Annotated in this window: 24 protein-coding genes and 1 riboswitch; of the genes, 18 read left to right on the top strand and 6 right to left on the bottom strand. The window is 41.5% G+C overall.

Annotated elements, in window-relative coordinates:
- The 5 genes from I6H78_RS02610 to thiE are packed head-to-tail and all read left to right on the top strand — an operon-like array spanning nucleotide 1 to nucleotide 3,310.
- On the top strand, nucleotides 1–651 hold the full coding sequence (locus I6H78_RS02610; RefSeq protein ID WP_198459855.1) for an energy-coupling factor transporter transmembrane component T: 651 nt from the start codon (nucleotides 1–3) through the stop codon (nucleotides 649–651).
- 10 nt (nucleotides 652–661) lie between these two features.
- Nucleotides 662–1,354 (top strand): thiaminase II, encoded by a 693-nt coding sequence (tenA, locus tag I6H78_RS02605; protein ID WP_198459854.1) that lies wholly within the window; start codon nucleotides 662–664, stop codon nucleotides 1,352–1,354.
- A gap of 3 nt (nucleotides 1,355–1,357) precedes the next feature.
- Nucleotides 1,358–1,882, top strand: a complete 525-nt coding sequence (thiW, locus tag I6H78_RS02600; protein ID WP_071851393.1) for an energy coupling factor transporter S component ThiW — start codon at nucleotides 1,358–1,360, stop codon at nucleotides 1,880–1,882.
- On the top strand, nucleotides 1,882–2,685 hold the full coding sequence (gene thiM / locus I6H78_RS02595; RefSeq protein ID WP_198459853.1) for a hydroxyethylthiazole kinase: 804 nt from the start codon (nucleotides 1,882–1,884) through the stop codon (nucleotides 2,683–2,685). Before thiW ends, thiM begins: the two co-directional genes overlap by 1 nt.
- Nucleotides 2,678–3,310 (top strand): thiamine phosphate synthase, encoded by a 633-nt coding sequence (thiE, locus tag I6H78_RS02590; protein WP_198459852.1) that lies wholly within the window; start codon nucleotides 2,678–2,680, stop codon nucleotides 3,308–3,310. Before thiM ends, thiE begins: the two co-directional genes overlap by 8 nt.
- 48 nt (nucleotides 3,311–3,358) lie before the next feature.
- Here the strand turns inward: thiE and thiD are convergent, their stop codons facing one another.
- Nucleotides 3,359–4,150 (bottom strand): bifunctional hydroxymethylpyrimidine kinase/phosphomethylpyrimidine kinase, encoded by a 792-nt coding sequence (gene thiD, locus I6H78_RS02585; protein WP_049504922.1) that lies wholly within the window; start codon nucleotides 4,148–4,150, stop codon nucleotides 3,359–3,361.
- 84 nt (nucleotides 4,151–4,234) lie between these two features.
- Nucleotides 4,235–4,333: riboswitch (TPP riboswitch) on the bottom strand.
- Nucleotides 4,334–4,516: 183 nt separating this feature from the next.
- Here thiD and I6H78_RS02580 point away from each other — a divergent pair.
- The 7 genes from I6H78_RS02580 (at nucleotide 4,517) to manA (ending at nucleotide 11,713) form a co-directional block, all read left to right on the top strand.
- Nucleotides 4,517–4,912 (top strand): CopY/TcrY family copper transport repressor, encoded by a 396-nt coding sequence (locus I6H78_RS02580; RefSeq protein WP_198459851.1) that lies wholly within the window; start codon nucleotides 4,517–4,519, stop codon nucleotides 4,910–4,912.
- A gap of 10 nt (nucleotides 4,913–4,922) precedes the next feature.
- On the top strand, nucleotides 4,923–5,294 hold the full coding sequence (locus I6H78_RS02575) for a cupredoxin domain-containing protein (RefSeq protein WP_000933322.1): 372 nt from the start codon (nucleotides 4,923–4,925) through the stop codon (nucleotides 5,292–5,294).
- Nucleotides 5,295–5,303: 9 nt separating this feature from the next.
- Nucleotides 5,304–7,526 carry a heavy metal translocating P-type ATPase gene (locus I6H78_RS02570; RefSeq protein ID WP_198459850.1) on the top strand — a complete coding sequence of 741 codons (2,223 nt, stop codon included), beginning with the start codon at nucleotides 5,304–5,306 and terminating at the stop codon, nucleotides 7,524–7,526.
- A 218-nt stretch (nucleotides 7,527–7,744) separates the two neighbouring features.
- Nucleotides 7,745–9,529 carry a pyruvate oxidase gene (gene spxB, locus I6H78_RS02565; protein WP_198459849.1) on the top strand — a complete coding sequence of 595 codons (1,785 nt, stop codon included), beginning with the start codon at nucleotides 7,745–7,747 and terminating at the stop codon, nucleotides 9,527–9,529.
- 154 nt (nucleotides 9,530–9,683) lie between these two features.
- Nucleotides 9,684–10,031, top strand: a complete 348-nt coding sequence (locus I6H78_RS02560) for a VOC family protein (RefSeq protein ID WP_198459848.1) — start codon at nucleotides 9,684–9,686, stop codon at nucleotides 10,029–10,031.
- Nucleotides 10,032–10,250: 219 nt separating this feature from the next.
- Nucleotides 10,251–10,511, top strand: coding sequence for a SemiSWEET family transporter (locus I6H78_RS02555; protein ID WP_198459847.1), 261 nt, complete (start codon nucleotides 10,251–10,253; stop codon nucleotides 10,509–10,511).
- A gap of 257 nt (nucleotides 10,512–10,768) precedes the next feature.
- Complete coding sequence (gene manA / locus I6H78_RS02550; protein ID WP_198459846.1) at nucleotides 10,769–11,713, top strand: mannose-6-phosphate isomerase, class I; 945 nt, start codon at nucleotides 10,769–10,771, stop codon at nucleotides 11,711–11,713.
- A 40-nt stretch (nucleotides 11,714–11,753) separates the two neighbouring features.
- Here the strand turns inward: manA and I6H78_RS02545 are convergent, their stop codons facing one another.
- Complete coding sequence (locus I6H78_RS02545; protein ID WP_198459845.1) at nucleotides 11,754–13,094, bottom strand: sodium-dependent transporter; 1,341 nt, start codon at nucleotides 13,092–13,094, stop codon at nucleotides 11,754–11,756.
- Nucleotides 13,095–13,347: 253 nt separating this feature from the next.
- Between I6H78_RS02545 and I6H78_RS02540 the strand changes: the two genes are divergently transcribed.
- Nucleotides 13,348–14,088, top strand: a complete 741-nt coding sequence (locus tag I6H78_RS02540) for a MerR family transcriptional regulator (protein WP_198459844.1) — start codon at nucleotides 13,348–13,350, stop codon at nucleotides 14,086–14,088.
- Nucleotides 14,089–14,116: 28 nt separating this feature from the next.
- On the opposite strand, the gene I6H78_RS02535 is transcribed toward I6H78_RS02540, so the two are convergent.
- Genes I6H78_RS02535 through I6H78_RS02520 form a run of 4 tightly spaced genes read right to left on the bottom strand, consistent with a single transcriptional unit; the run spans nucleotide 14,117 to nucleotide 17,201 of the window.
- Complete coding sequence (locus I6H78_RS02535) at nucleotides 14,117–14,572, bottom strand: 8-oxo-dGTP diphosphatase (protein WP_198459843.1); 456 nt, start codon at nucleotides 14,570–14,572, stop codon at nucleotides 14,117–14,119.
- A 9-nt stretch (nucleotides 14,573–14,581) separates the two neighbouring features.
- Complete coding sequence (locus I6H78_RS02530) at nucleotides 14,582–15,103, bottom strand: DUF1697 domain-containing protein (RefSeq protein ID WP_061852743.1); 522 nt, start codon at nucleotides 15,101–15,103, stop codon at nucleotides 14,582–14,584.
- Nucleotides 15,104–15,116: 13 nt separating this feature from the next.
- Entirely contained in the window at nucleotides 15,117–16,298 is a 1,182-nt protein-coding gene (locus I6H78_RS02525; RefSeq protein ID WP_332836292.1) for a BaiN/RdsA family NAD(P)/FAD-dependent oxidoreductase, read from the bottom strand.
- A gap of 57 nt (nucleotides 16,299–16,355) precedes the next feature.
- The gene (locus I6H78_RS02520; protein ID WP_198459841.1) at nucleotides 16,356–17,201 is read right to left on the bottom strand and encodes a DegV family protein; all 846 of its coding nucleotides are present in this window, start codon (nucleotides 17,199–17,201) and stop codon (nucleotides 16,356–16,358) included.
- Nucleotides 17,202–17,325: 124 nt separating this feature from the next.
- On the opposite strand from I6H78_RS02520, the gene I6H78_RS02515 reads away from it, so the two are divergent.
- The 5 genes from I6H78_RS02515 (at nucleotide 17,326) to I6H78_RS02495 (ending at nucleotide 20,206) form a co-directional block, all read left to right on the top strand.
- Complete coding sequence (locus tag I6H78_RS02515; RefSeq protein WP_000003901.1) at nucleotides 17,326–17,883, top strand: TetR/AcrR family transcriptional regulator; 558 nt, start codon at nucleotides 17,326–17,328, stop codon at nucleotides 17,881–17,883.
- An 18-nt stretch (nucleotides 17,884–17,901) separates the two neighbouring features.
- The gene (locus I6H78_RS02510) at nucleotides 17,902–18,369 is read left to right on the top strand and encodes a deoxycytidylate deaminase (RefSeq protein WP_000136990.1); all 468 of its coding nucleotides are present in this window, start codon (nucleotides 17,902–17,904) and stop codon (nucleotides 18,367–18,369) included.
- Between the two features lie 88 nt (nucleotides 18,370–18,457).
- Entirely contained in the window at nucleotides 18,458–19,087 is a 630-nt protein-coding gene (gene upp, locus I6H78_RS02505) for a uracil phosphoribosyltransferase (RefSeq protein ID WP_000515974.1), read from the top strand.
- Nucleotides 19,088–19,267: 180 nt separating this feature from the next.
- On the top strand, nucleotides 19,268–19,858 hold the full coding sequence (gene clpP, locus I6H78_RS02500; protein ID WP_198459840.1) for an ATP-dependent Clp protease proteolytic subunit ClpP: 591 nt from the start codon (nucleotides 19,268–19,270) through the stop codon (nucleotides 19,856–19,858).
- Nucleotides 19,859–19,936: 78 nt separating this feature from the next.
- Nucleotides 19,937–20,206, top strand: a complete 270-nt coding sequence (locus tag I6H78_RS02495) for a YlbG family protein (RefSeq protein WP_000462101.1) — start codon at nucleotides 19,937–19,939, stop codon at nucleotides 20,204–20,206.
- Nucleotides 20,207–20,276 lie beyond the last annotated feature (70 nt).

The raw sequence follows: 20,276 nt of genomic DNA, 5'->3' as shown, positions 1-20,276 counted from the left end.
ATGATCAAAGTAGCAACCAAGACACCAGTTATCAGCCTCTTCTTTCTAATTTTATCTTTGGAAACATCCTTCATTCCTTCGATTGCTCTTAATCTTTCGGTAGCCGCATTTTGCATACTCTTTTTGCTCTATCACCGTCGATTTAAAATGTTGGCTTGGATGATTGTGCTCGCCATTTTACCATCTTTGGCTAATTACTGGGCAATTCAGTTACATGGGGATGCTTCGCAGGCAATCATGCTTGGAACGAGGGCCTTTGTGACGGTTTGTATCGGTCTTGTCTTTGTTTCCAGTATTTCTCTAAAAGAGCTTCTCTTGTACTTGGCTCAAAAGGGGTTATCGCGTTCTTGGGCCTATGCCTTAATTGTGGTATTCAATGCCTTTCCCCTCATTCAGCAGGAAATCAAGTCTCTCAAGGAAGCATGCTTACTGCGTGGCCAAAAACTGCATGTTTGGTCTCCCTTGATTTACAGCAAGGTTCTGATGACGGTCTTTAGATGGCGCCATCTCTACCTGAGAGCTCTATCTGCGCACGGATATGACGAGCATGCACAGTTGGAGAATAGCTATCGGACTTTTTACATTTCCCAGAGGACAAAATTGATCTACCTACTTTTCTTTTTATTGCTTCAAACCAGTTTATTTTTATAAAGGAGTTATTATGGAATTTACAGATATTGCGATGGAATTATCCAAGGAAGCTTGGCAGGCTTCCTTTCAGCATCCCTTTGTTTTACAGTTACAAGAGGGAACGTTAGAACCTTCTATTTTCCGCTATTACCTGATTCAGGATGCCTACTATCTGAAAGCCTTCTCAGAAGCCTATCACCTCTTGGCTGATAAGACTTCCAACGAGGAGATGAAAAGACTCTTGAAACAAAATGCCCAGAGTCTAGTGGAGGGTGAGTTGTTTATCCGCCAACAATTTTTTAAGGAATTAGGAATCAGCGACCAGGAAATGGACGAGCAACCGATTGCTCCAACCTGTTATCATTACATTTCTCATATTTATCGCCAGTTTGCAGAGCCAAACTTGGGCATTGCTTTTGCTAGTTTGCTTCCATGTCCTTGGTTATACCATGATTTGGGCAAGGCACTTAATCGCAAACCATCCCCGAATCCTCTTTATCAACAGTGGATTGAAACCTATATCACCGATGAGTTAGAACAGCAGATTAAAGAGGAAGAAGCCCTGGTCAATCAGCTCTATCGCGAAAGTGACGAGACGGACAAACAAAAAATGCTAGAGGCCTTCCACCGAAGTGTCCACATGGAAGCTAAGTTTTGGGAGATGGCTTACCAACATCAAACCTGGACGAGTGATTTGCAGTCCTTAGAAAAAGAGAAGAAATAGAAAATGAGAAACCACCAACTACAAGTTCACAAATTAACCATTTTATCTATGATGATTGCTCTTGATGTAGTCCTTACACCCATCTTTCGAATTGAAGGAATGGCACCGATGTCCAGTGTAGTCAATATCCTAGCAGGAATCTTGATGGGACCTGTTTATGCCTTGGTCATGGCTACAGCCACAGCCTTTATCCGTATGTCAACTCAGGGAATTCCTCCTTTGGCCCTAACAGGAGCTACTTTTGGAGCCCTCCTTGCAGGTCTCTTTTATAAGTACGGTCGAAAATTTCACTATTCTGCCCTAGGAGAAATCTTGGGAACAGGGATTATCGGTTCCATTGTTTCCTATCCTGTCATGGTTCTCTTTACGGGATCTGCGGCCAAGCTCAGCTGGTTTATCTATACTCCGAGATTTTTCGGAGCGACCTTGATCGGTACAGCCATAGCTTTTCTTGCCTTTCGATTTTTAATCAAGCAGGAATTCTTTAAAAAAGTACAAGGATATTTCTTTGGAGAAAGGATAGACTGATGCAGAAATTGACAAATCCTTTCCCTCTGGCAACCAGTTCCTTGATTCACTGCATCACCAATGAGATTTCTTGTGAGATGCTGGCAAATGGGATTTTAGCTCTGGGATCTAAACCAGTCATGGCAGATGACCCTCGTGAGGTTCTTGATTTTACTAAGCAAAGTCAGGCTCTCTTCATCAATTTGGGGCATTTGTCAGCTGAGAAGGAGAAAGCAATCCGTCTGGCAGCCACTTATGCAAACCAAGCTTCTCTCCTAATGGTAGTAGATGCGGTTGGTGTATCAGCGTCACCCATTCGTAAGGGACTAGTCAGAGATCTTTTAGAATACAAGCCCACGGTCCTTAAAGGAAATATGTCAGAAATTCGAAGTCTTGTTGGCTTAAAGCACCACGGAGTTGGAGTTGATGCTAGCCATAAAGATCAAGAAACTGAGGATTTGCTTCAAGTCTTGAAAGACTGGTGTCAGCTTTATCCTGGTATGTCATTTTTAGTCACTGGCCCCAAGGACCTCATCGTTTCGGAGAATCAGGTTGCAATATTGGGAAATGGCTGTGACGAATTGGACTGGATAACAGGGACAGGAGACCTGGTTGGAGCCTTGACAGCTGTTTTTCTCAGCCAAGGAAAGACTGCCTTTGAAGCTTCTTGCCTAGCAGTTTCTTATCTCAATATCGCTGCTGAGAGAATAGTTGTTCAAGGAATGGGATTGGAAGATTTTCGTTACCAAGTTCTCAATCAACTCTCTCTCCTAAAAAGAGACGAAAACTGGCTAGAAGCCATCAAAGGAGACTTTTATGAATAGAGAAGCACTTAGACTGTATCTAGTAACCAATCGCTACCAAGATTCCTTGGAAAACTTTCTTGAAAAAGTCGAGACGGCCTGCCGTTCAGGTGTTACCATCATCCAACTACGAGAAAAAAATCTCACCACCAATCAATACTATCAACTGGCAAAACAAGTCAAGGAAATAACAGATGCCTATCAAGTACCCTTGATAATCGATGATCGGTTGGATGTTTGTCTAGCAGTCGATGCAGCAGGTCTGCATATCGGAGACGATGAACTACCAGTTTCGGTTGCCCGAAAAGTCTTGGGTCCTGAAAAAATCCTCGGTGTCACTGCTAAAACGGTTAAAAGAGCTCTCGAAGCAGAAACATGGGGTGCGGATTACTTGGGGACAGGAGCCATTTTCCCGACTACGACTAAAGAAAATGCACCCATCACCCTGATTTTAACCTTGAAAACAATTTGCCAAACGGTCGCCATTCCAGTAGTTGCTATTGGAGGCCTAACGTCAGAGAACATTGACCAACTTAGCGGCACGGGTATAGCTGGAGTAGCTGTTGTACGTGATCTGATGCAGGCAGAAGATATTAAGGCAAAAGCGCACGCCTTTTTAACAAAGCTGGATGACATGATTTCCTAATCAAAAACTCTCTAATTCCCTTAAAGTAGGAGCTAGAGAGTTTTTTTCTTAATCTTTAAAAGTTGTATGATTGACTGGTCCAGAACCATGTCCGAGTTGAGGAGCGTCTTGGATGGCTTTTGTGATAAAGGCCTTGGCCTTATCAACTGCCTGGTAAAGACTTCTGCCCTTGGCTAGTTCAGCCGTAATCACAGCAGCAAAGGTACATCCAGTACCATGGGTGTGACAAGTTTGAATTCTTGGACTTTCCCAGACAAATTGTTCATCCTTGGTAAAAAGGAAATCCTTGGCACCACCTTCAAGATGGCCACCTTTGATAACAACGGACTGAGGACCAAATTCTTTTATAATCAGGCGACCAGCACGCTGCATGTCTTCTGGATCATGAATCGAAAAGCCAACAATCTCTTCTGCCTCAGGAAGATTCGGAGTGATAATGGTTGCAAGGGGAAGCAGATTTGTTTTTAGGTAGTCTCTGGCACTAGAATCAATCAGGGTGTCCCCACTCGTAGCGACCATAACAGGGTCAAGAACATAGGGGCAGTCCAGTTTTTTAAGATAGGGTTGGATGATTTCCATGATCTCAGTAGTTGCCAACATCCCTGTTTTTACAGCCTGAGGCTTGATATCCGAAAAGACACTTTCCAATTGAGCTTCCAGCATTTGGTTGGAGACGTGCTCGATTAATTGAACGCCTCTGGTATTTTGAGCGACAAGGCTGGTGACAACGGCCATTCCATAGACATCTCTAGCTTGGAATGACTTTAAATCAGCCATAATGCCAGCACCGCCACTAGGGTCAGTCCCTGCAATGGTTAGAGCAACGGGTAAATAAGTCATCTAAAACCTCCCAACCAACTGAAGTTTGTATTCTTAAGAACAAGCTAGCCTGTTTCAGGAAAGCAATAGAAGACCAGCTAATCCTCATTATCATTTCCACTTCCATCAGCTAGCATTACCTAGATTGAGTCAAAGGGATCTAACAGTCGTTAATCTCAGCTTTACGCACCCCTAGTGGTTGTTTTCTTTTTTCTACAGTATAGCATATTTTTATAGTTTATATAGTAAAATTTGACTGCAAATCTCTCGTTACATGATTAGAATTCTATTTTTCGAAGAAATAAGAAAATTTATAATTGACAAATGTAGATTTTTAGAGTATACTAATAACTGTAATCGACAAATGTAGATTTAGGAGGTGTGATTATGCAGATTTCAGATGCAGAATGGCAGGTCATGAAGATTATTTGGATGCAAGGAGAGCAGACCAGTACGGATTTGGTCAGGGTTCTGGCGGAGCGTTTTGACTGGTCCAAGTCTACAGTTCAGACCCTTTTGGCTCGTCTGGTTGAGAAAGAGTGTTTAACTCGGAAAAAAGAGGACAAGTCCTTTGTCTATTCAGCCCTTTTAACTTTGGACCAAAGCCGAGACTTGCTTGTCCAAGATATCAAAGACAAGGTTTGTTCTCGTAGGATTAAGAACTTGTTGGCTGAATTGATTGTGGAATGTGATTTTACTCAGGCTGACTTGGAAGACTTAGAAGCTGTGATTTCTAAGAAGAAATCAAGCGCTGTAACAGAAGTAAGATGTAATTGTATGTAAAGGAGACGTCATGTTAAATCTATTTGTATCTATTGTTGTTTTAGGAATGATTGCTTTTATCCTCTTTTGGTTTTTCAAAAAACCGCAAGAAGATGCTAAGAGAGCTCAGCAAAAGAATGGCTATCAAGAAATTCGAGTGGAGGTCATGGGAGGATATACTCCAGAAACCATTATCCTCAAAAAATCGCAACCTGCTCGCATTATTTTTGATCGAAAAGATCCTTCACCTTGCTTGGATCAAATCGTTTTTCCAGACTTTGGAGTGCATGCAGATCTGCCTATGGGAGACCAATATGTGGTTGAAATCACACCTGAAGAAGCAGGTGAGTATGGTTTCTCTTGTGGCATGAATATGATGCACGGTAAGATGATTGTAGAATAGGAGAATATTATGACTGAAATTGTAAAAGCAAGTCTTGAAAATGGTGTTCAAAAAATCCGTATCACGGCAGACAAAGGTTACCATCCAGCCCACATTCAACTGCAAAAAGGGATTCCTGCTGAGATTACCTTTCATCGTGTGACACCATCAAACTGTTATAAAGAAGTTCTCTTCGAAGAAGAAGGGATCCTAGAACCAATCGGCGTAGATGAGGAGAAAGTCATTCGCTTTACTCCTCAAGAATTGGGTGAGCATGAATTTTCATGTGGCATGAAGATGCAAAAGGGGAGTTATACCGTAGTTGAGAAGACTCGAAAATCTCTATCACTTTTACAACGTTTTTGGATTACTAGTGTCTTTACTGTGCCTCTTGTGATTCTTATGATTGGGATGTCTACAGGAGGAATTAGTCACCAAGTCATGCGTTGGGGCACCTTTTTAGCCACAACCCCCATTATGCTGGTAGCTGGAGTTCCATATATCAGAAGCGCCTGGGCTAGTTTTAAAAAGCACAATTCCAACATGGATACCTTGGTTGCTCTGGGAACCCTAGTGGCCTATTTCTATAGCTTAGTTGCCCTCTTCACTGGTCTGCCCGTTTACTTTGAAAGTGCTGCATTTATCCTCTTCTTCATTCTTTTGGGAGCAGTTTTTGAGGAAAAAATGCGAAAAAATACTTCGCAGGCAGTCGAAAAATTATTAGACCTACAAGCAAAAACAGCAGAGGTTTTGCGTGATGATGTTTATGTTCAAATACCTCTAGAACAAGTCAAAGTTGGGGATCTCATTCGCGTTCGACCAGGTGAAAAAATTGCCGTTGATGGGACTGTAATAGAAGGAGAAACTAGTATTGATGAATCAATGGTAACTGGGGAAAGTATTCCAGTCGATAAATCAGTTGGAGATGCTGTCATTGGTTCAACCATCAATAATAGTGGTACGATCATTTTTAGAGCTGAAAAAGTAGGTTCTGAAACCATGTTGGCTCAGATTGTAGACTTTGTGAAGAAAGCTCAAACCAGTCGTGCTCCTATTCAAGATTTGACAGACAAGATTTCTGGAATTTTCGTACCAGCAGTTGTCATTTTAGGACTCCTTACTTTTTGGATCTGGTTTGTTTTTCTTGGTGAAAGTTTTGTAACGTCGCTTCTCTATGGTGTTGCAGTCTTGATTATCGCCTGTCCTTGTGCCCTAGGTCTTGCAACACCAACGGCCCTCATGGTTGGAACAGGACGAAGTGCCAAGATGGGGATTCTTCTCAAAAATGGTACAGTTCTACAGGAAATCCAAAAAGTTCAAACGGTTGTTTTTGATAAGACAGGAACCTTGACCGAAGGGAAGCCAGTAGTGACAGATGTTATCGGAGATGAAGGAGAAGTGCTAAGTTTGGCTGCTTCACTGGAAGATGTATCTCAACACCCGCTAGCTCAAGCTATTGTTAATCGTGCATCTGAACTAGGAATTAGCCTTTACCCAGTGGAAAACTTCCAAGCCTTGCATGGAAAAGGTGTGACTGGGATTATTAATGGTAAGCAAGTCTCGCTGGGGAATGCTAAGCTCTTAGCTGACCTTGCTATTCCACATGATTATCAAGAACGATTTGATTTGCTTGAGAAAGAAGCAAAAACAGTTGTCTTCCTATCCGTGGATGGTCAGTTAAAAGGCTTAATTGCCTTGCAGGATGTCCCTAAGGAAAATGCCAAAGAAGCTATTGCTAAATTGAAAAAACGTGGTCTTAGAACGGTCATGCTTACTGGAGATAATGCTGGAGTAGCCCATGCGATTGCAGAGCAAATTGGTATCGAAGAAGTAATCGCAAATGTCTTGCCAGAGGAAAAGGCACATGAAATTCACAAGCTTCAAAAGAATGGGAAATTGGCCTTTGTTGGAGATGGTATCAATGATGCGCCGGCCCTCAGTGTAGCGGATGTCGGAATTGCCATGGGCTCTGGGACAGATATTGCCATTGAATCAGCAGATCTTGTCCTTACAACCAACAATTTACTAGGATTGGCACGTGCTTTTGATATGAGTAAGAAGACCTTTAATCGTATTCTACTCAATCTTTTCTGGGCTTCTATCTATAACCTCATTGGTATTCCGATTGCAGCAGGAGTCTTTTCAGGTATTGGTTTGGTGCTCAATCCAGAACTTGCAGGATTGGCCATGGCCTTTAGTTCAGTCTCTGTTCTGATCAGCTCTCTCATGCTTAATTTTACTAAAGTCGATTAAAAAGGCGGTCTTAACCGCTTTTTTGCTATTCTAACACAGATTTTAAAAACGTTTTCAAACTGTACTGTAATAGAGAATAAAAACTTCTGAGCACATTCTTAGGAGACCCAAAACAAATGTGGTAAAGTAGTAGAGTAAAAATTTGCTGAAACGTTTCCAATTAGTATATGAAAACGGATTTATCAAGTTTTAAAAATATTTGAAGGAGAGTTATCATTATGACTCAAGGGAAAATTACTGCATCTGCAGCAATGCTCAACGTATTGAAAACATGGGGCGTAGACACTATCTACGGTATCCCATCAGGAACACTCAGCTCACTCATGGATGCTTTGGCTGAAGACAAAGATATCCGCTTCTTGCAAGTTCGCCACGAAGAAACAGGTGCTCTTGCAGCGGTCATGCAAGCTAAATTCGGCGGCTCAATCGGGGTTGCAGTTGGTTCAGGTGGTTCAGGTGGTCCAGGTGCGACTCACTTGATTAACGGTGTTTACGATGCAGCTATGGATAACACTCCATTCCTTGCTATCCTTGGATCACGTCCAGTTAACGAACTCAACATGGATGCCTTCCAAGAATTGAACCAAAACCCAATGTACAACGGTATCGCTGTCTACAACAAACGTGTCGCTTACGCTGAGCAATTGCCAAAAGTAATCGACGAAGCTTGCCGTGCTGCAGTTTCTAAAAAAGGTCCAGCTGTTGTTGAAATTCCAGTAAACTTCGGTTTCCAAGAAATCGACGAAAACTCATACTACGGTTCAGGTTCATACGAACGTTCCTTCATCGCTCCTGCCTTGAACGAAGTTGAAATCGACAAAGCTGTTGAAATCTTGAACAATGCTGAACGCCCAGTTATCTACGCTGGTTACGGTGGTGTTAAAGCAGGTGAAGTGATTACTGAATTGTCACGTAAAATCAAAGCACCAATCATCACAACTGGTAAAAACTTTGAAGCTTTCGAATGGAACTACGAAGGTTTGACAGGTTCTGCTTACCGTGTTGGTTGGAAACCAGCCAACGAAGTGGTCTTTGAAGCAGACACAGTTCTTTTCCTTGGTTCAAACTTCCCATTTGCTGAAGTTTACGAAGCCTTCAAGAACACTGAAAAATTCATCCAAGTCGATATCGACCCTTACAAACTTGGTAAACGTCATGCCCTTGACGCTTCAATCCTTGGTGACGCAGGTCAAGCAGCGAAAGCTATCCTTGACAAAGTAAACCCAGTAGAATCTACTCCATGGTGGCGTGCAAACGTTAAGAACAACCAAAACTGGCGTGATTACATGAACAAACTCGAAGGTAAAACTGAGGGTGAATTGCAATTGTACCAAGTTTACAATGCAATCAACAAACATGCTGATCAAGACGCTATCTACTCAATAGACGTAGGTGACACTACTCAAACATCTACTCGTCACCTTCACATGACACCTAAGAACATGTGGCGTACATCTCCACTCTTTGCGACAATGGGTATTGCCCTTCCTGGTGGTATCGCTGCTAAGAAAGACAATCCAGATCGCCAAGTATGGAACATCATGGGTGACGGTGCATTCAACATGTGCTACCCAGACGTGATCACAAACGTTCAATACGACCTTCCAGTTATCAACGTTGTCTTCTCAAATGGTAAATATGCCTTCATCAAGGACAAATATGAAGACACAAACAAACACTTGTTTGGTTGTGACTTCCCTAATGCTGACTATGCGAAAATCGCTGAAGCGCAAGGTGCTGTAGGATTTACAGTTGACCGTATCGAAGACATCGATGCAGTTGTTGCAGAAGCTGTGAAACTCAACAAAGAAGGTAAAACTGTTGTGATTGATGCTCGCATCTCTCAACATCGTCCACTTCCAGTAGAAGTACTTGAACTCGATCCAAAACTTCACTCAGAAGAATCAATCAAAGCCTTCAAGGAAAAATACGAAGCAGAAGAACTCGTACCATTCCGCCTCTTCTTGGAAGAAGAAGGATTGCAATCACGCGCAATTAAATAATTCCTCTCGTCGAAAATCAAATGTAAACTGTGTCATCTTCACCTTGCCGTACCCCAGTACTGCCTGCGGTTCGATTCCTTGTTTATTCTTTGATTTTCATAGAGCGGAACTTGAAAAGATCGGAGCAATCCGGTCTTTTTATGGAGGATAGTAAATGAATTTAAATCAATTAGATATCATCGTTTCAGATGTTCCCCAAGTCTGTGCTGACTTGGAGCGTATTTTGGATAAAAAGGCTGATTATGCTGATGATGCTTTTGCTCAGTTTACGATTGGCAGTCATTGTCTTATGTTGTCCCAAAATCATTTGATTCCTTTGAACAATTTTCAGTCAGGAATCATTCTTCACATTGAGGTTGAGGATCTAGACCAGAACTATCAACGGTTGAAAGAAATTGGTGTCGAGATTTTACACGGTCCGGCTGTAACTGATTGGGGAACGGAATCGCTACTAGTTAAAGGCCCTGCTGGCCTAGTGATTGACTTTTATCGTATGAAATAGGGCGCGTAGTCATTTGACGTTAACCTTAGCTATTTTTAAAACAGAAATTGAGAATATGAACTATTGAAAAGATCGGAGCAATCCGGTCTTTTTCTGTTTTCTCTTTCTTATCACAAGATTGTGATAGTTTACATCTTCATAACAAAAGCTTCAAAGTCTTGATTATTTTGAAAAAAGATTATAAAATATGATTCATAAAAAATGAAAGAGGATTTGGAAATGTCTGAAAAACAAATGAAAATTTTGGTTTGGGTAGCGACCTTTATGTCCGTTATGATGTATGTCTCTTACTTCCCACAAATCATGAACAACTTGGCTGGTCAAAAAGGAAATTTCATCCAACCCTTGGTCGCAGCTATTAACTGTAGTCTTTGGGTATACTACGGTCTTTTCAAGAAAGAAAGAGATATTCCACTTGCGGCTGCTAATGCACCAGGTATCGTTTTTGGTCTAGTAACGGCTATCACGGCATTGATTTAAAAAGAAGTCTGGTTTCAGTCTTTTTTTGTACATAAAAATAGATTCTCAAGTAAAGAAAGTCTAATGAGAGCTGAGGAGAATAGCCGTTGATAACGAGTTTTCTGAGTGCTGCTTTAGAGGTTCCTCCATCAAGTAAAAGATTATTTCGTTACTATTTTTACAAAATCTTCTCCCTACTTTATAAGATGTGAAAAAGAGTTCAATTAGACCAGGCTTTTTGCTATAATGAGGGAAGAAAAATCAGACAGGAGAAGAAGATGTCAGAACCATTATTTTTACAATCAGTTATGCAAGAAAAAATCTGGGGTGGAACCAAGCTACGTGATGAGTTTGGCTACGACATCCCAAGTGAAAAAATAGGAGAATACTGGGCTATCTCAGCTCACCCAAATGGAGTTTCTAAGGTTGCAAATGGTCGCTACGAGGGAACAGACCTTGCTACTTTGTATGCGGAACACCGTGAGTTGTTTGGCAACCGTCCAGAGCCTGTATTTCCACTTTTGACCAAGATTCTCGATGCCAATGACTGGCTCAGCGTCCAAGTTCACCCAGACGATGCCTATGGACTAGAACACGAAGGCGAACTTGGAAAAACAGAGTGCTGGTACATCATTGCAGCGGATGAGGGATCAGAGATTATCTATGGTCATAATGCCAAATCAAAAGAAGAACTTCGCCAGCAAATCGAGGACAAGAACTGGGATGGTCTATTAACAAAAGTTCCTGTCAAGGCTGGTGATTTCTTCTATGTACCAAGCGGAACTATGCACGCTATCGGCGCAGGTATCTTGATTCTTGAAACCCAGCAGTCTAGCGATACCACCTATCGTGTCTATGACTTTGACCGTAAGGATGACAAGGGCAACTTGCGTGAACTTCACCTTGAAAAATCCATCGATGTTTTAAACATTGGAGAACCTGCCAATAGCCGACCTGTCACTATCAAAGCTGATGATTTACGTTCCACTCTCCTTGTTTCTAATGATTTCTTCGCAGTTTACAAATGGGAAATTACTGGAAAAGTTGATTTTGAAAAGACAGCTGACTACAGCTTGTATAGCGTCTTGGCTGGTCAAGGTCAGCTTACTGTTGACGAAAAAAACTATCCAATCCAAAAAGGCAGCCACTTTATCCTACCAAGTGATGTTGAATCTTGGACTCTGGAAGGACAAGCTTTAGAATTGATTGTCAGTCATCCATAAAAAAGAAAGGGCCTGAGTTCATTACTCAAGTCCTTTTTGATTACATAAATTGGGCGATAAAAACCACAATGATGATGATAGGAATGATAAAACGAAGAAGGAAGAGCCAGACTTGGAAAAGTCCCTGTTTCCATGGTCTTTCATCAAGATGGAGTTCCTCCATGGCAAGGGCATTTTTGAAGATGTAGCCAGTAAAGAGAGAAAGGCAGAGAGCTCCAAATGGCATGAGGAGATTGGAAACCAAGAAGTCCATAGCATCAAAGAAGGTCTTTCCAAAGATGTGAACATCTGCCATAACACCGTAAGATAGGGCTGAAGGAATGCCAAAGACAAAGGTCAAGATTCCTAAAATGGCACTCCACTTAGCCCGCTTGCGGTTGTCCTGATTGGTGATATTGCTCACATTGATCTCCAGCATCACGACAGAAGAAGTAACCGTCGCAAAAAGGAAGAGCAAGAGGAAGAGGATGTAGAAAATGGTTCCAAAAGGCATCTTGTCAAAGAGTTGAGGCAAGACGATAAAGAGCAGGCTTGGTCCCCCTTCAGACTGGATATTGAAGGCTGACATGGCTGGGAAAATAGCTAGTCCCGCCATGATGGATACTGAGATGTTCATGGCTACGATGGAAATACCTGACTGGACCAGATTGGTTTTCTTGTCCAAGTAGGATGCATAGGTCAGCATGGCTGTCACCCCTAGTGAGAGGGCAAAGAAAGATTGTCCCAGAGCATAGAGGAGGCCAGTACTGGTCAGTTTTGAAAAGTCTGGTTTGAGGAAGTAGAGAACGCCTTCCATGGCATTTGGCAAGCTGAGAGAGCGCCCAATGATCACGACAAAGATGATAAAGAGCAGGGGCATCATGACTTTCGAAGCTCTTTCGATCCCTTTTTGAACCCCACGTGATACAATAAAGATATTCAATAAGATAAAGGCAGCTTGAGCTCCTAGTGCAATGGCTGGATTTGAAATGATTGAAGTAAATAACTGAGCATAATCACCCGTTCCACCAAGTTGGAACAATTTCCCAAACTCAATACCCAGATAGACTAGAATCCATCCTCCAATGACACTGTAAAAGGAGAGAAGGATAAAGAGGGCAAAGGCACCAATCCAACCGATAAAGTTGTACTTGTTATTCTTGCCCAGTTTTCCAAAGGTTTTGATAGCGGAAACGCCAGCACTACGGCCAAGGGCAAACTCAGCCAGCAGGAGCGGGAAACCGATTAAAATAGTGGAAATGAGAAAGACCAGTAAAAAGCCTCCACCACCATTTGCAGCAGTCATATAGGGAAATTTCCAAACGGCACCAAGTCCGATGGCTGAACCAGCAGATGCTAGAATAAAGCCTAGTTTTGAACCCCATTGTGATTTTTCTGACATAGTTGAAACTCCGATCTCCTTTTTTAAAATAAGAAAAGGCTACTTGAGTTGTCAAATAGCCTTCTCTCAATGGCTCTTCATGAGCCTTCTGTTTGATTGATAGACTTGACTATCCTATCATGTTTTCAAAGGTCTGTCAAGAAAACCATTTTCAAGTTTTCACACCTTTCTCAAAAAGTTAAAAATTTTTCGCAAAAACGCTTGACTCTGACCTAAGGGGAGGGGTTATACTATTTCTTGTAAGGAGGAAATCATGTACCATATAAAAGAAGCTGCGCAGCTTTCAGGTGTCTCTGTCAAGACCCTGTACCACTATGATAAGATAGGACTTCTGGTTCCCTTAAAGTCGGAAAACGGCTATCGAACCTATAGTCAAGAGGATTTGGAACGCCTTCAGGTCATTCTTTACTACAAATACCTAGGCTTTTCTTTAGAGAAAATAGCAGAGCTGTTAAAGGAAGAAAGGACAGATTTATTGCCCCATTTGACTAGGCAGTTGGACTATCTAACTCGCGAAAGGCAACATCTGGATACCTTGATTTCAACCTTACAAAAAACCATTCAAGAACAAAAAGGAGAAAGAGAAATGAGCATTCAAGAGAAATTTGCTGGATTTAACTACCAAGACCATCAAAAATACCACCAAGAGGCGGTAGAGAAATATGGACAAGAAGTCATGGACCAAGCGCTCGAGCGCCAAAAAGGTCACGAAGACGAAGCTACGGCTGCCTTCAATCAAGTCTTTCGAGCCTTGTCACAAAATCTTCAAGCTGGTTTACCTGCAAAAGCAACCGAAAACCAAGAGCAAGCAGCTAAGCTCTTGCAAGCCCTTCGTACTTATGGATTTGACTGCTCTATTGAGGTATTCGGTCATATCGGTAAAGGCTACGTCTACAACCCAGAGTTTAAGGAAAACATTGATAAGTTTGGTTCTGGAACAGCCCAGTACACATCAGATGTCATTGCAACTTACGTTCAGACAAATGCAGAATAAATAGGCTAGGAATTTCCTAGCCTATTTTTTACTTCAAGTCATAAAGCCAGTCGTCACCGTCTTTGTAGTAAAAGAATTCACTGAGATCTTCTTCTAGAAACACACGAAGCATATCAGACATATCATCGGTTGCAAGTTTTAGATGAGATAGATTGTCAAATTCTTCCCACCAAACCTTCCCTTCGTCTGAAGACTGGAGTTCACCAGTAAAGTGTTCTGTTTTGTAAAAGAGGACGACATAACGATAATCCTTGTCATCGTACCAGTTTTTGATACCACAGAGTTGGGGTTTGGAAATGGTTAGACCAGTTTCTTCTTTCACTTCACGAATGACAGCATCGACAAAGGATTCGCCATGTTCAACATGACCACCAGGAAAAGTAATGCCAGGCCAGTCAGGATTAACTCGATCTTGGACCAGAACTTGGTCTCCGTTTTTAATCATACACATATTGACAAATTCGACTGTTTCTTTTCTGTTCATCTTGTTCTCCTATTTTGTTAGTAACTTTTCCACTACGTTTAACTTCCGCATGGTCAGATCCAGGCCAAACAATTTTTCAAGATAGTTGGTATTGAGCTTTTTTTGTTTTGCAGTTCTAGGGAGATAGAGGTAGAGACAGTGATCACCTACACAAATTTCTTCTTCACCGTAGTCAGCTTTCAATTTTTCTAGTGGCAGACTTTGGATAAATCCCTGATAAAAAATCACATGTATACGATCGTAAAGATAGTCTTCTCTAAATGGATTCTCGTGAACAATCTTTTCAAAATCGTTCTTATTCTTGATAACCATTTTTAAGTCGGCCCCAATTTTTTCCTTTATCAGAGTATGAACGCGTTCTCGTATTTCTTCTAAATCTAAGTCACTTTCAAGAATGATATTCCCACTTTGAATATAGGTTCGAACGTGTTGAAAACCAGCTTCTGTCAGAATATCTACCAAATAAGACATTTTCGGGATAGCATTCTTTCCATTAGGAGTAACACCTCTTAGTAAAATAATATGTTCCAAAGGACTTCCTTTCTTATTTGGTATTTATTGGATTTGAGCCTGCTACCCAGCCAGTACAGAGGGCAGAAGTGATGTTAAAGCCACCCGTGTGGGCATTGATATCCAGTACCTCACCAGCAAAGTGGAGCCCAGGAACGAGTTTGCTTTCCAGAGTTTTGGGATTGATTTCCTTGAGACTGACACCGCCTTTAGTTACAAATGACTTAGCCAATGACATTTTACCAGTGACAGGAATTTTGAGGGCCTTGATGGACTGGAGAAGTTGTTCGCGTTCCTTTTCAGTTAGCCGTTTAACTTTGTCAGGATATTCTTGAACAAGCAATTCTGCCAAGCGTTCTGGAAGCAAAGTTTTTAAAGCATTTTTCAAGGATTTTTCCCGATTTTCTTCTAGAAATGTAATCAAGTCCTTCTCAGAAAGTTGAGGCAAAACATCGAGTGAGAGAACCTCTCCGCCCTTGACAAAGCTAGACATACGTAGGGCAGCAGGACCTGACAAACCAAAGTGGGTAAAAAGCAAATCATGAGTGATGACATGCTTGCCGTAGCTTAGGGTCACATCGTCTAGTGAAATTCCCTGCAAGGCCTTATGGGGGAAATCTGTCAATAAAGGACTTTCAGCGGCTTCAAGCTCAGTAATGGTATGTTTAAAATGACGGGCAATCTCATGACCAAAACCAGTCGAACCAGTAGAAGGATAGGATTTTCCGCCAGTTGTGACAATGAGTTTTTCACAAGTGAAGGTTTGGTCTGCGGACGTGAGGACAAACTGGTCGTCTATCTTTTTAACCGAAACAATTTCTGTTTGAGTAGCAACTTGACCACCGAGTTCAGTGATTTTCTTTTCTAGCGCCTCGATAATGGTCCGAGACTTGTCACTAGCAGGAAAGACGCGTCCGTGGTCCTCGACCTTGAGTTTAACACCATTTTCCGTAAAAAAGTTGATGATATCATGGTTATCAAACTGGGAAAAGACACTGTACAGAAAGCGTCCATTTCCAGGAATTCCAGCCAGAAGGTCATCTAAGCTTCCGTTGTTAGTTACATTGCAACGACCACCACCGGTACCAGCTAATTTTTTTCCGAGTTTGCGATTTTTTTCGATGAGAAGAGTTTTCTGACCATAAAAACTACTGGAAATCGTAGCCATCATGCCTGCAGGTCCACCACCGATAACAATAGTATCAAAATGTTTCATAGCTCTATTGTACCACAAAAAACAAGAGATGCTTGGCATCTCTTGTTGCTCATAATCTTAGTTGATTTCATATCCCATCAACAAACCGCCATCTTCTGCATAGAAACTGCAGAGACCAGACGTCGGGATGATTTTGATATTGGCTTGTGGGAAGGTTTCCAGCAAGCGTTCTGACAATTGCTGACAGAATTTTTCATTGCTGCGATGAGCCATGACGATACGGCCACCAGCGTAGCCAGCCTTGATGAGTTCTTCATAGGCTGCTTGAAGGGATTTTTTTGGTCCACGCGCTTTTTGGAGTAGTTCTAGGGTTCCAGTTTCACTTGCTTCCCCAACCATACGCATGTTGAGAAGACCGACAACTGTACCGATCAGCTTGCTTAAACGACCATTTTTTACCAAGTTATCAACCTTAGCGAGTACAAAAAGCAACTTCGTTTTTTCTTGGTAGGCTGTAATAGCTTCAACAATTTCCTCATAAGAAAGTCCTTGATCAATCAAACTATTGATTTTTTCGACAATCAAGTCAACCTCACCACCTGCTGACAATGTATCGATCACATGAATCTGAGTGTCAGGATGTTCTTCCAGATAGATATTCTTAGCGAGCTGTGCACTATTATGGCTACCTGAAAGAGTACCAGTGATAGTAACGACAAAGATATGCTTAGCACCTTCAAATGCACGCAAGTAATCATCAGGGCTAGGACAAGCTGATTTTGAAGCCTCAGAAGTCGCATACATGGTTTCCATCATGTGGTCAATGTTAAGATTGGCATCATCGATAAAGACCTGATCAGCTACTTGAATGGTTAAAGGAACACTAACAAATTCCGTATCAATAGCAGGAATTGCCAGTTGACGATAATCACAACCAGAGTCAGCTACAATCTTCCAAGTCATAGAAATTCTCCATCTTTGTCACTTATACATTGACAAAGGTTCTGTCTTTTTTTACAATTATATCATGAAAGCCCTTGAAACAAAAGTACCACCTCTCTGTTGTCACAAGTAGAAAGAAATTGTTATGTCTGAACGTAAAATATCTGAAAAATCTCTTGAGAATCTCAGAAAATCAAATCAAGAATCCAATTTTTTAACTAGAGAAGCAATCGAGACGGCTCTTTTGCAACTTCTAGAGAAAAAAGACTTGGCCAAGATCAGCATTTCGGAGCTGGTCAAACGAGCGGGCGTCTCTCGTGCTGCCTTCTATCGTAACTATGGCTCCAAAGAAGAGATTTTGGAAAGTGTCTTTAAACGCAGTGTCCATAACATTATGGAACAGTTGAGCCACTACGATGTCAAAACCGATCTTTATCTGGTCTGGGTTCACCTTTTCCGCGCAGCCAAGAAAGAAGCCAAGGTTATCCAACTTGCTCTGGACTACCATTTGGAAAAGATTTTTGTCCAAGCCATGCAGGAATTTCTAGAAAAATACCACGGAAAATCAAAAGGCGTTAGCAGCTACCTTCATTCCTTTTGGAGCTCTGCCATCGTATCGGTTCTGCTCAAATGGATTAAGGATGGCATGAAGGTTCCAGCTGAAAAAATTGCGGATTTACGCTTGCCATTTTTCAAAAAATAGAGGACAAGGAGAAGACTTATGACAGAAAAAAGACTGGCTTGGGATGAGTACTTTGCAGCCCAGGCTTTACTGATTGCCAATCGTTCGACCTGCAAACGTGCCAAGGTGGGAGCTGTCCTAGTCAAGGACAATAAAGTCATTTCAACAGGCTACAATGGTTCCGTATCAGGAACGGAGCACTGTATTGACCACGAATGTCTGGTCATTGAAGGTCACTGTGTTCGAACCCTTCACGCCGAGGTTAATGCCATCTTGCAAGGAGCCGAACGAGGGGTTCCAAGAGGGTTTACAGCCTATGTGACCCATTTTCCGTGTCTGAACTGCACCAAACAACTGCTACAAGTTGGTTGTAAGCGCGTGGTTTATATCAACCAGTACCGAATGGATGACTATGCCCAGTACCTTTATCATGAAAAAGGCACCGAGTTGACCCATTTACCATTAGAGACTGTTCAGACAGCTCTCCAAGAGGCAGATTTGATTTAAAAATTAATAAAAAGAAATGGTTTAGAAAGCTTTTTAGACCGTTTTTTGATATAATAAGAAGAATAAATTGAAAGAAGGAACTCAGAAAATGGGAAAAATTGAAGTCATTAATCATCCACTCATTCAACACAAATTGTCAATCTTGCGTCGTACAGACACTTCTACAAAAGCTTTTCGTGAACTAGTAGACGAGATTGCAATGTTGATGGGATATGAAGTACTTCGTGATCTTCCACTTGAAGACGTGGAAATCGAAACACCTATCACAAAGACCGTTCAAAAACAATTGGCTGGGAAAAAATTGGCGATTGTCCCAATCTTGCGTGCAGGTATTGGGATGGTAGATGGGCTCTTGAGCTTGGTTCCAGCAGCCAAAGTTGGTCATATCGGTATGTACCGTGATGAAGAAACCCTTCAACCAGTTGAATACTTGGTGAAATTACCTGAGGATATTGACCAACGTCAAATCTTTGTCGTTGATCCAATGTTGGCAACAGGTGGCTCAGCAATCTTGGCAGTAGATTCCCTTAAAAAACGTGGCGCATCCAATATCAAGTTTGTCTGCCTGGTATCCGCTCCGGAAGGAGTGAAAGCTCTTCAAGAAGCACACCCAGATGTAGAGATCTTTACAGCAGCCTTGGATGAACGCTTGAACGAACACGGTTATATCGTTCCAGGTCTTGGAGATGCTGGAGATCGCTTGTTCGGTACTAAATAAAATCCCAAAGTAAATAGTGAAATTAGAAGTTCGTTTTTGACTTGAAAGGAGGTTGAGTTTTTGTTTCTGTTTAGAGAATAGAGCAAAAATTTGACCTTTTTTGACCAAAAAGATATAATAGTTCTGTATTGAGTCGTAAGACTAAGAAAATTCAACATTAAAAATTAAAAGGAGAAATGAATGATTCCTGTAGTTATTGAACAAACAAGCCGTGGAGAACGTTCCTATGACATTTACTCTCGCCTTCTGAAAGACCGCATCATCATGCTAACAGGTCCAGTTGAAGACAACATGGCCAACTCCGTTATCGCCCAGTTGCTCTTCTTGGATGCCCAAGACAGCACAAAAGATATTTACCTTTATGTCAATACACCTGGAGGATCTGTTTCAGCTGGTTTGGCAATCGTTGATACAATGAACTTTATCAAGGCAGATGTCCAAACAATCGTTATGGGGATGGCTGCATCCATGGGGACTGTCATTGCATCAAGTGGCGCAAAAGGCAAACGTTTCATGCTTCCAAATGCAGAGTACATGATTCACCAACCAATGGGTGGTACAGGTGGTGGAACCCAACAGACAGATATGGCAATTGCTGCAGAACACTTGCTTAAAACCCGTAAGACCTTGGAAAAAATCCTTGCAGATAACTCTGATAAATCAGTTGAGCAAATTCATGCTGACGCTGAACGTGATTACTGGATGAGTGCCCAAGAAACACTTGAGTATGGTTTCATTGATGAAATCATGGCTAACAATTCTTTGAACTAATAATGCATGAAAGCAAACTCGACGGAGTTTGCTTTTTTTGATATAATAGGATAAGATTTCTTAGAAAGAGGCTTCCTCATGTTTGAAAAAACAAATCGATCAGGATTAATCATCTATCTCTACTATAATCGAGATGCAAAAAAGATTCAGGAATACGGTGATATCTGTTACCATTCCAAAAAACATCGTTACTTGCAGCTCTATGTTCCAACTGAGGAGTTAGATGACTTAGTTGAGAGATTAGGTAAGGAAAGATATATCAAGAAAATTAGACGTTGCCATATTCAAGAGCTAGAAACTCCCTTCGTTGGGAATCTCTATCGGACCGAAGAAAACGTTATCATTTAAAAAGTTAAATAAATACATTGACAATTTTCTGATAATTCGGTATATTCTTAACATACAATTTTTGAAACAA

The sequence above is a fragment of the Streptococcus oralis genome (genome assembly GCF_016127915.1).
GTDB lineage: Bacteria > Bacillota > Bacilli > Lactobacillales > Streptococcaceae > Streptococcus > Streptococcus oralis_BO.
Note: the sequence above shows the minus strand (reverse complement) of the source record. Positions and strands in the feature narration are given on the sequence as shown.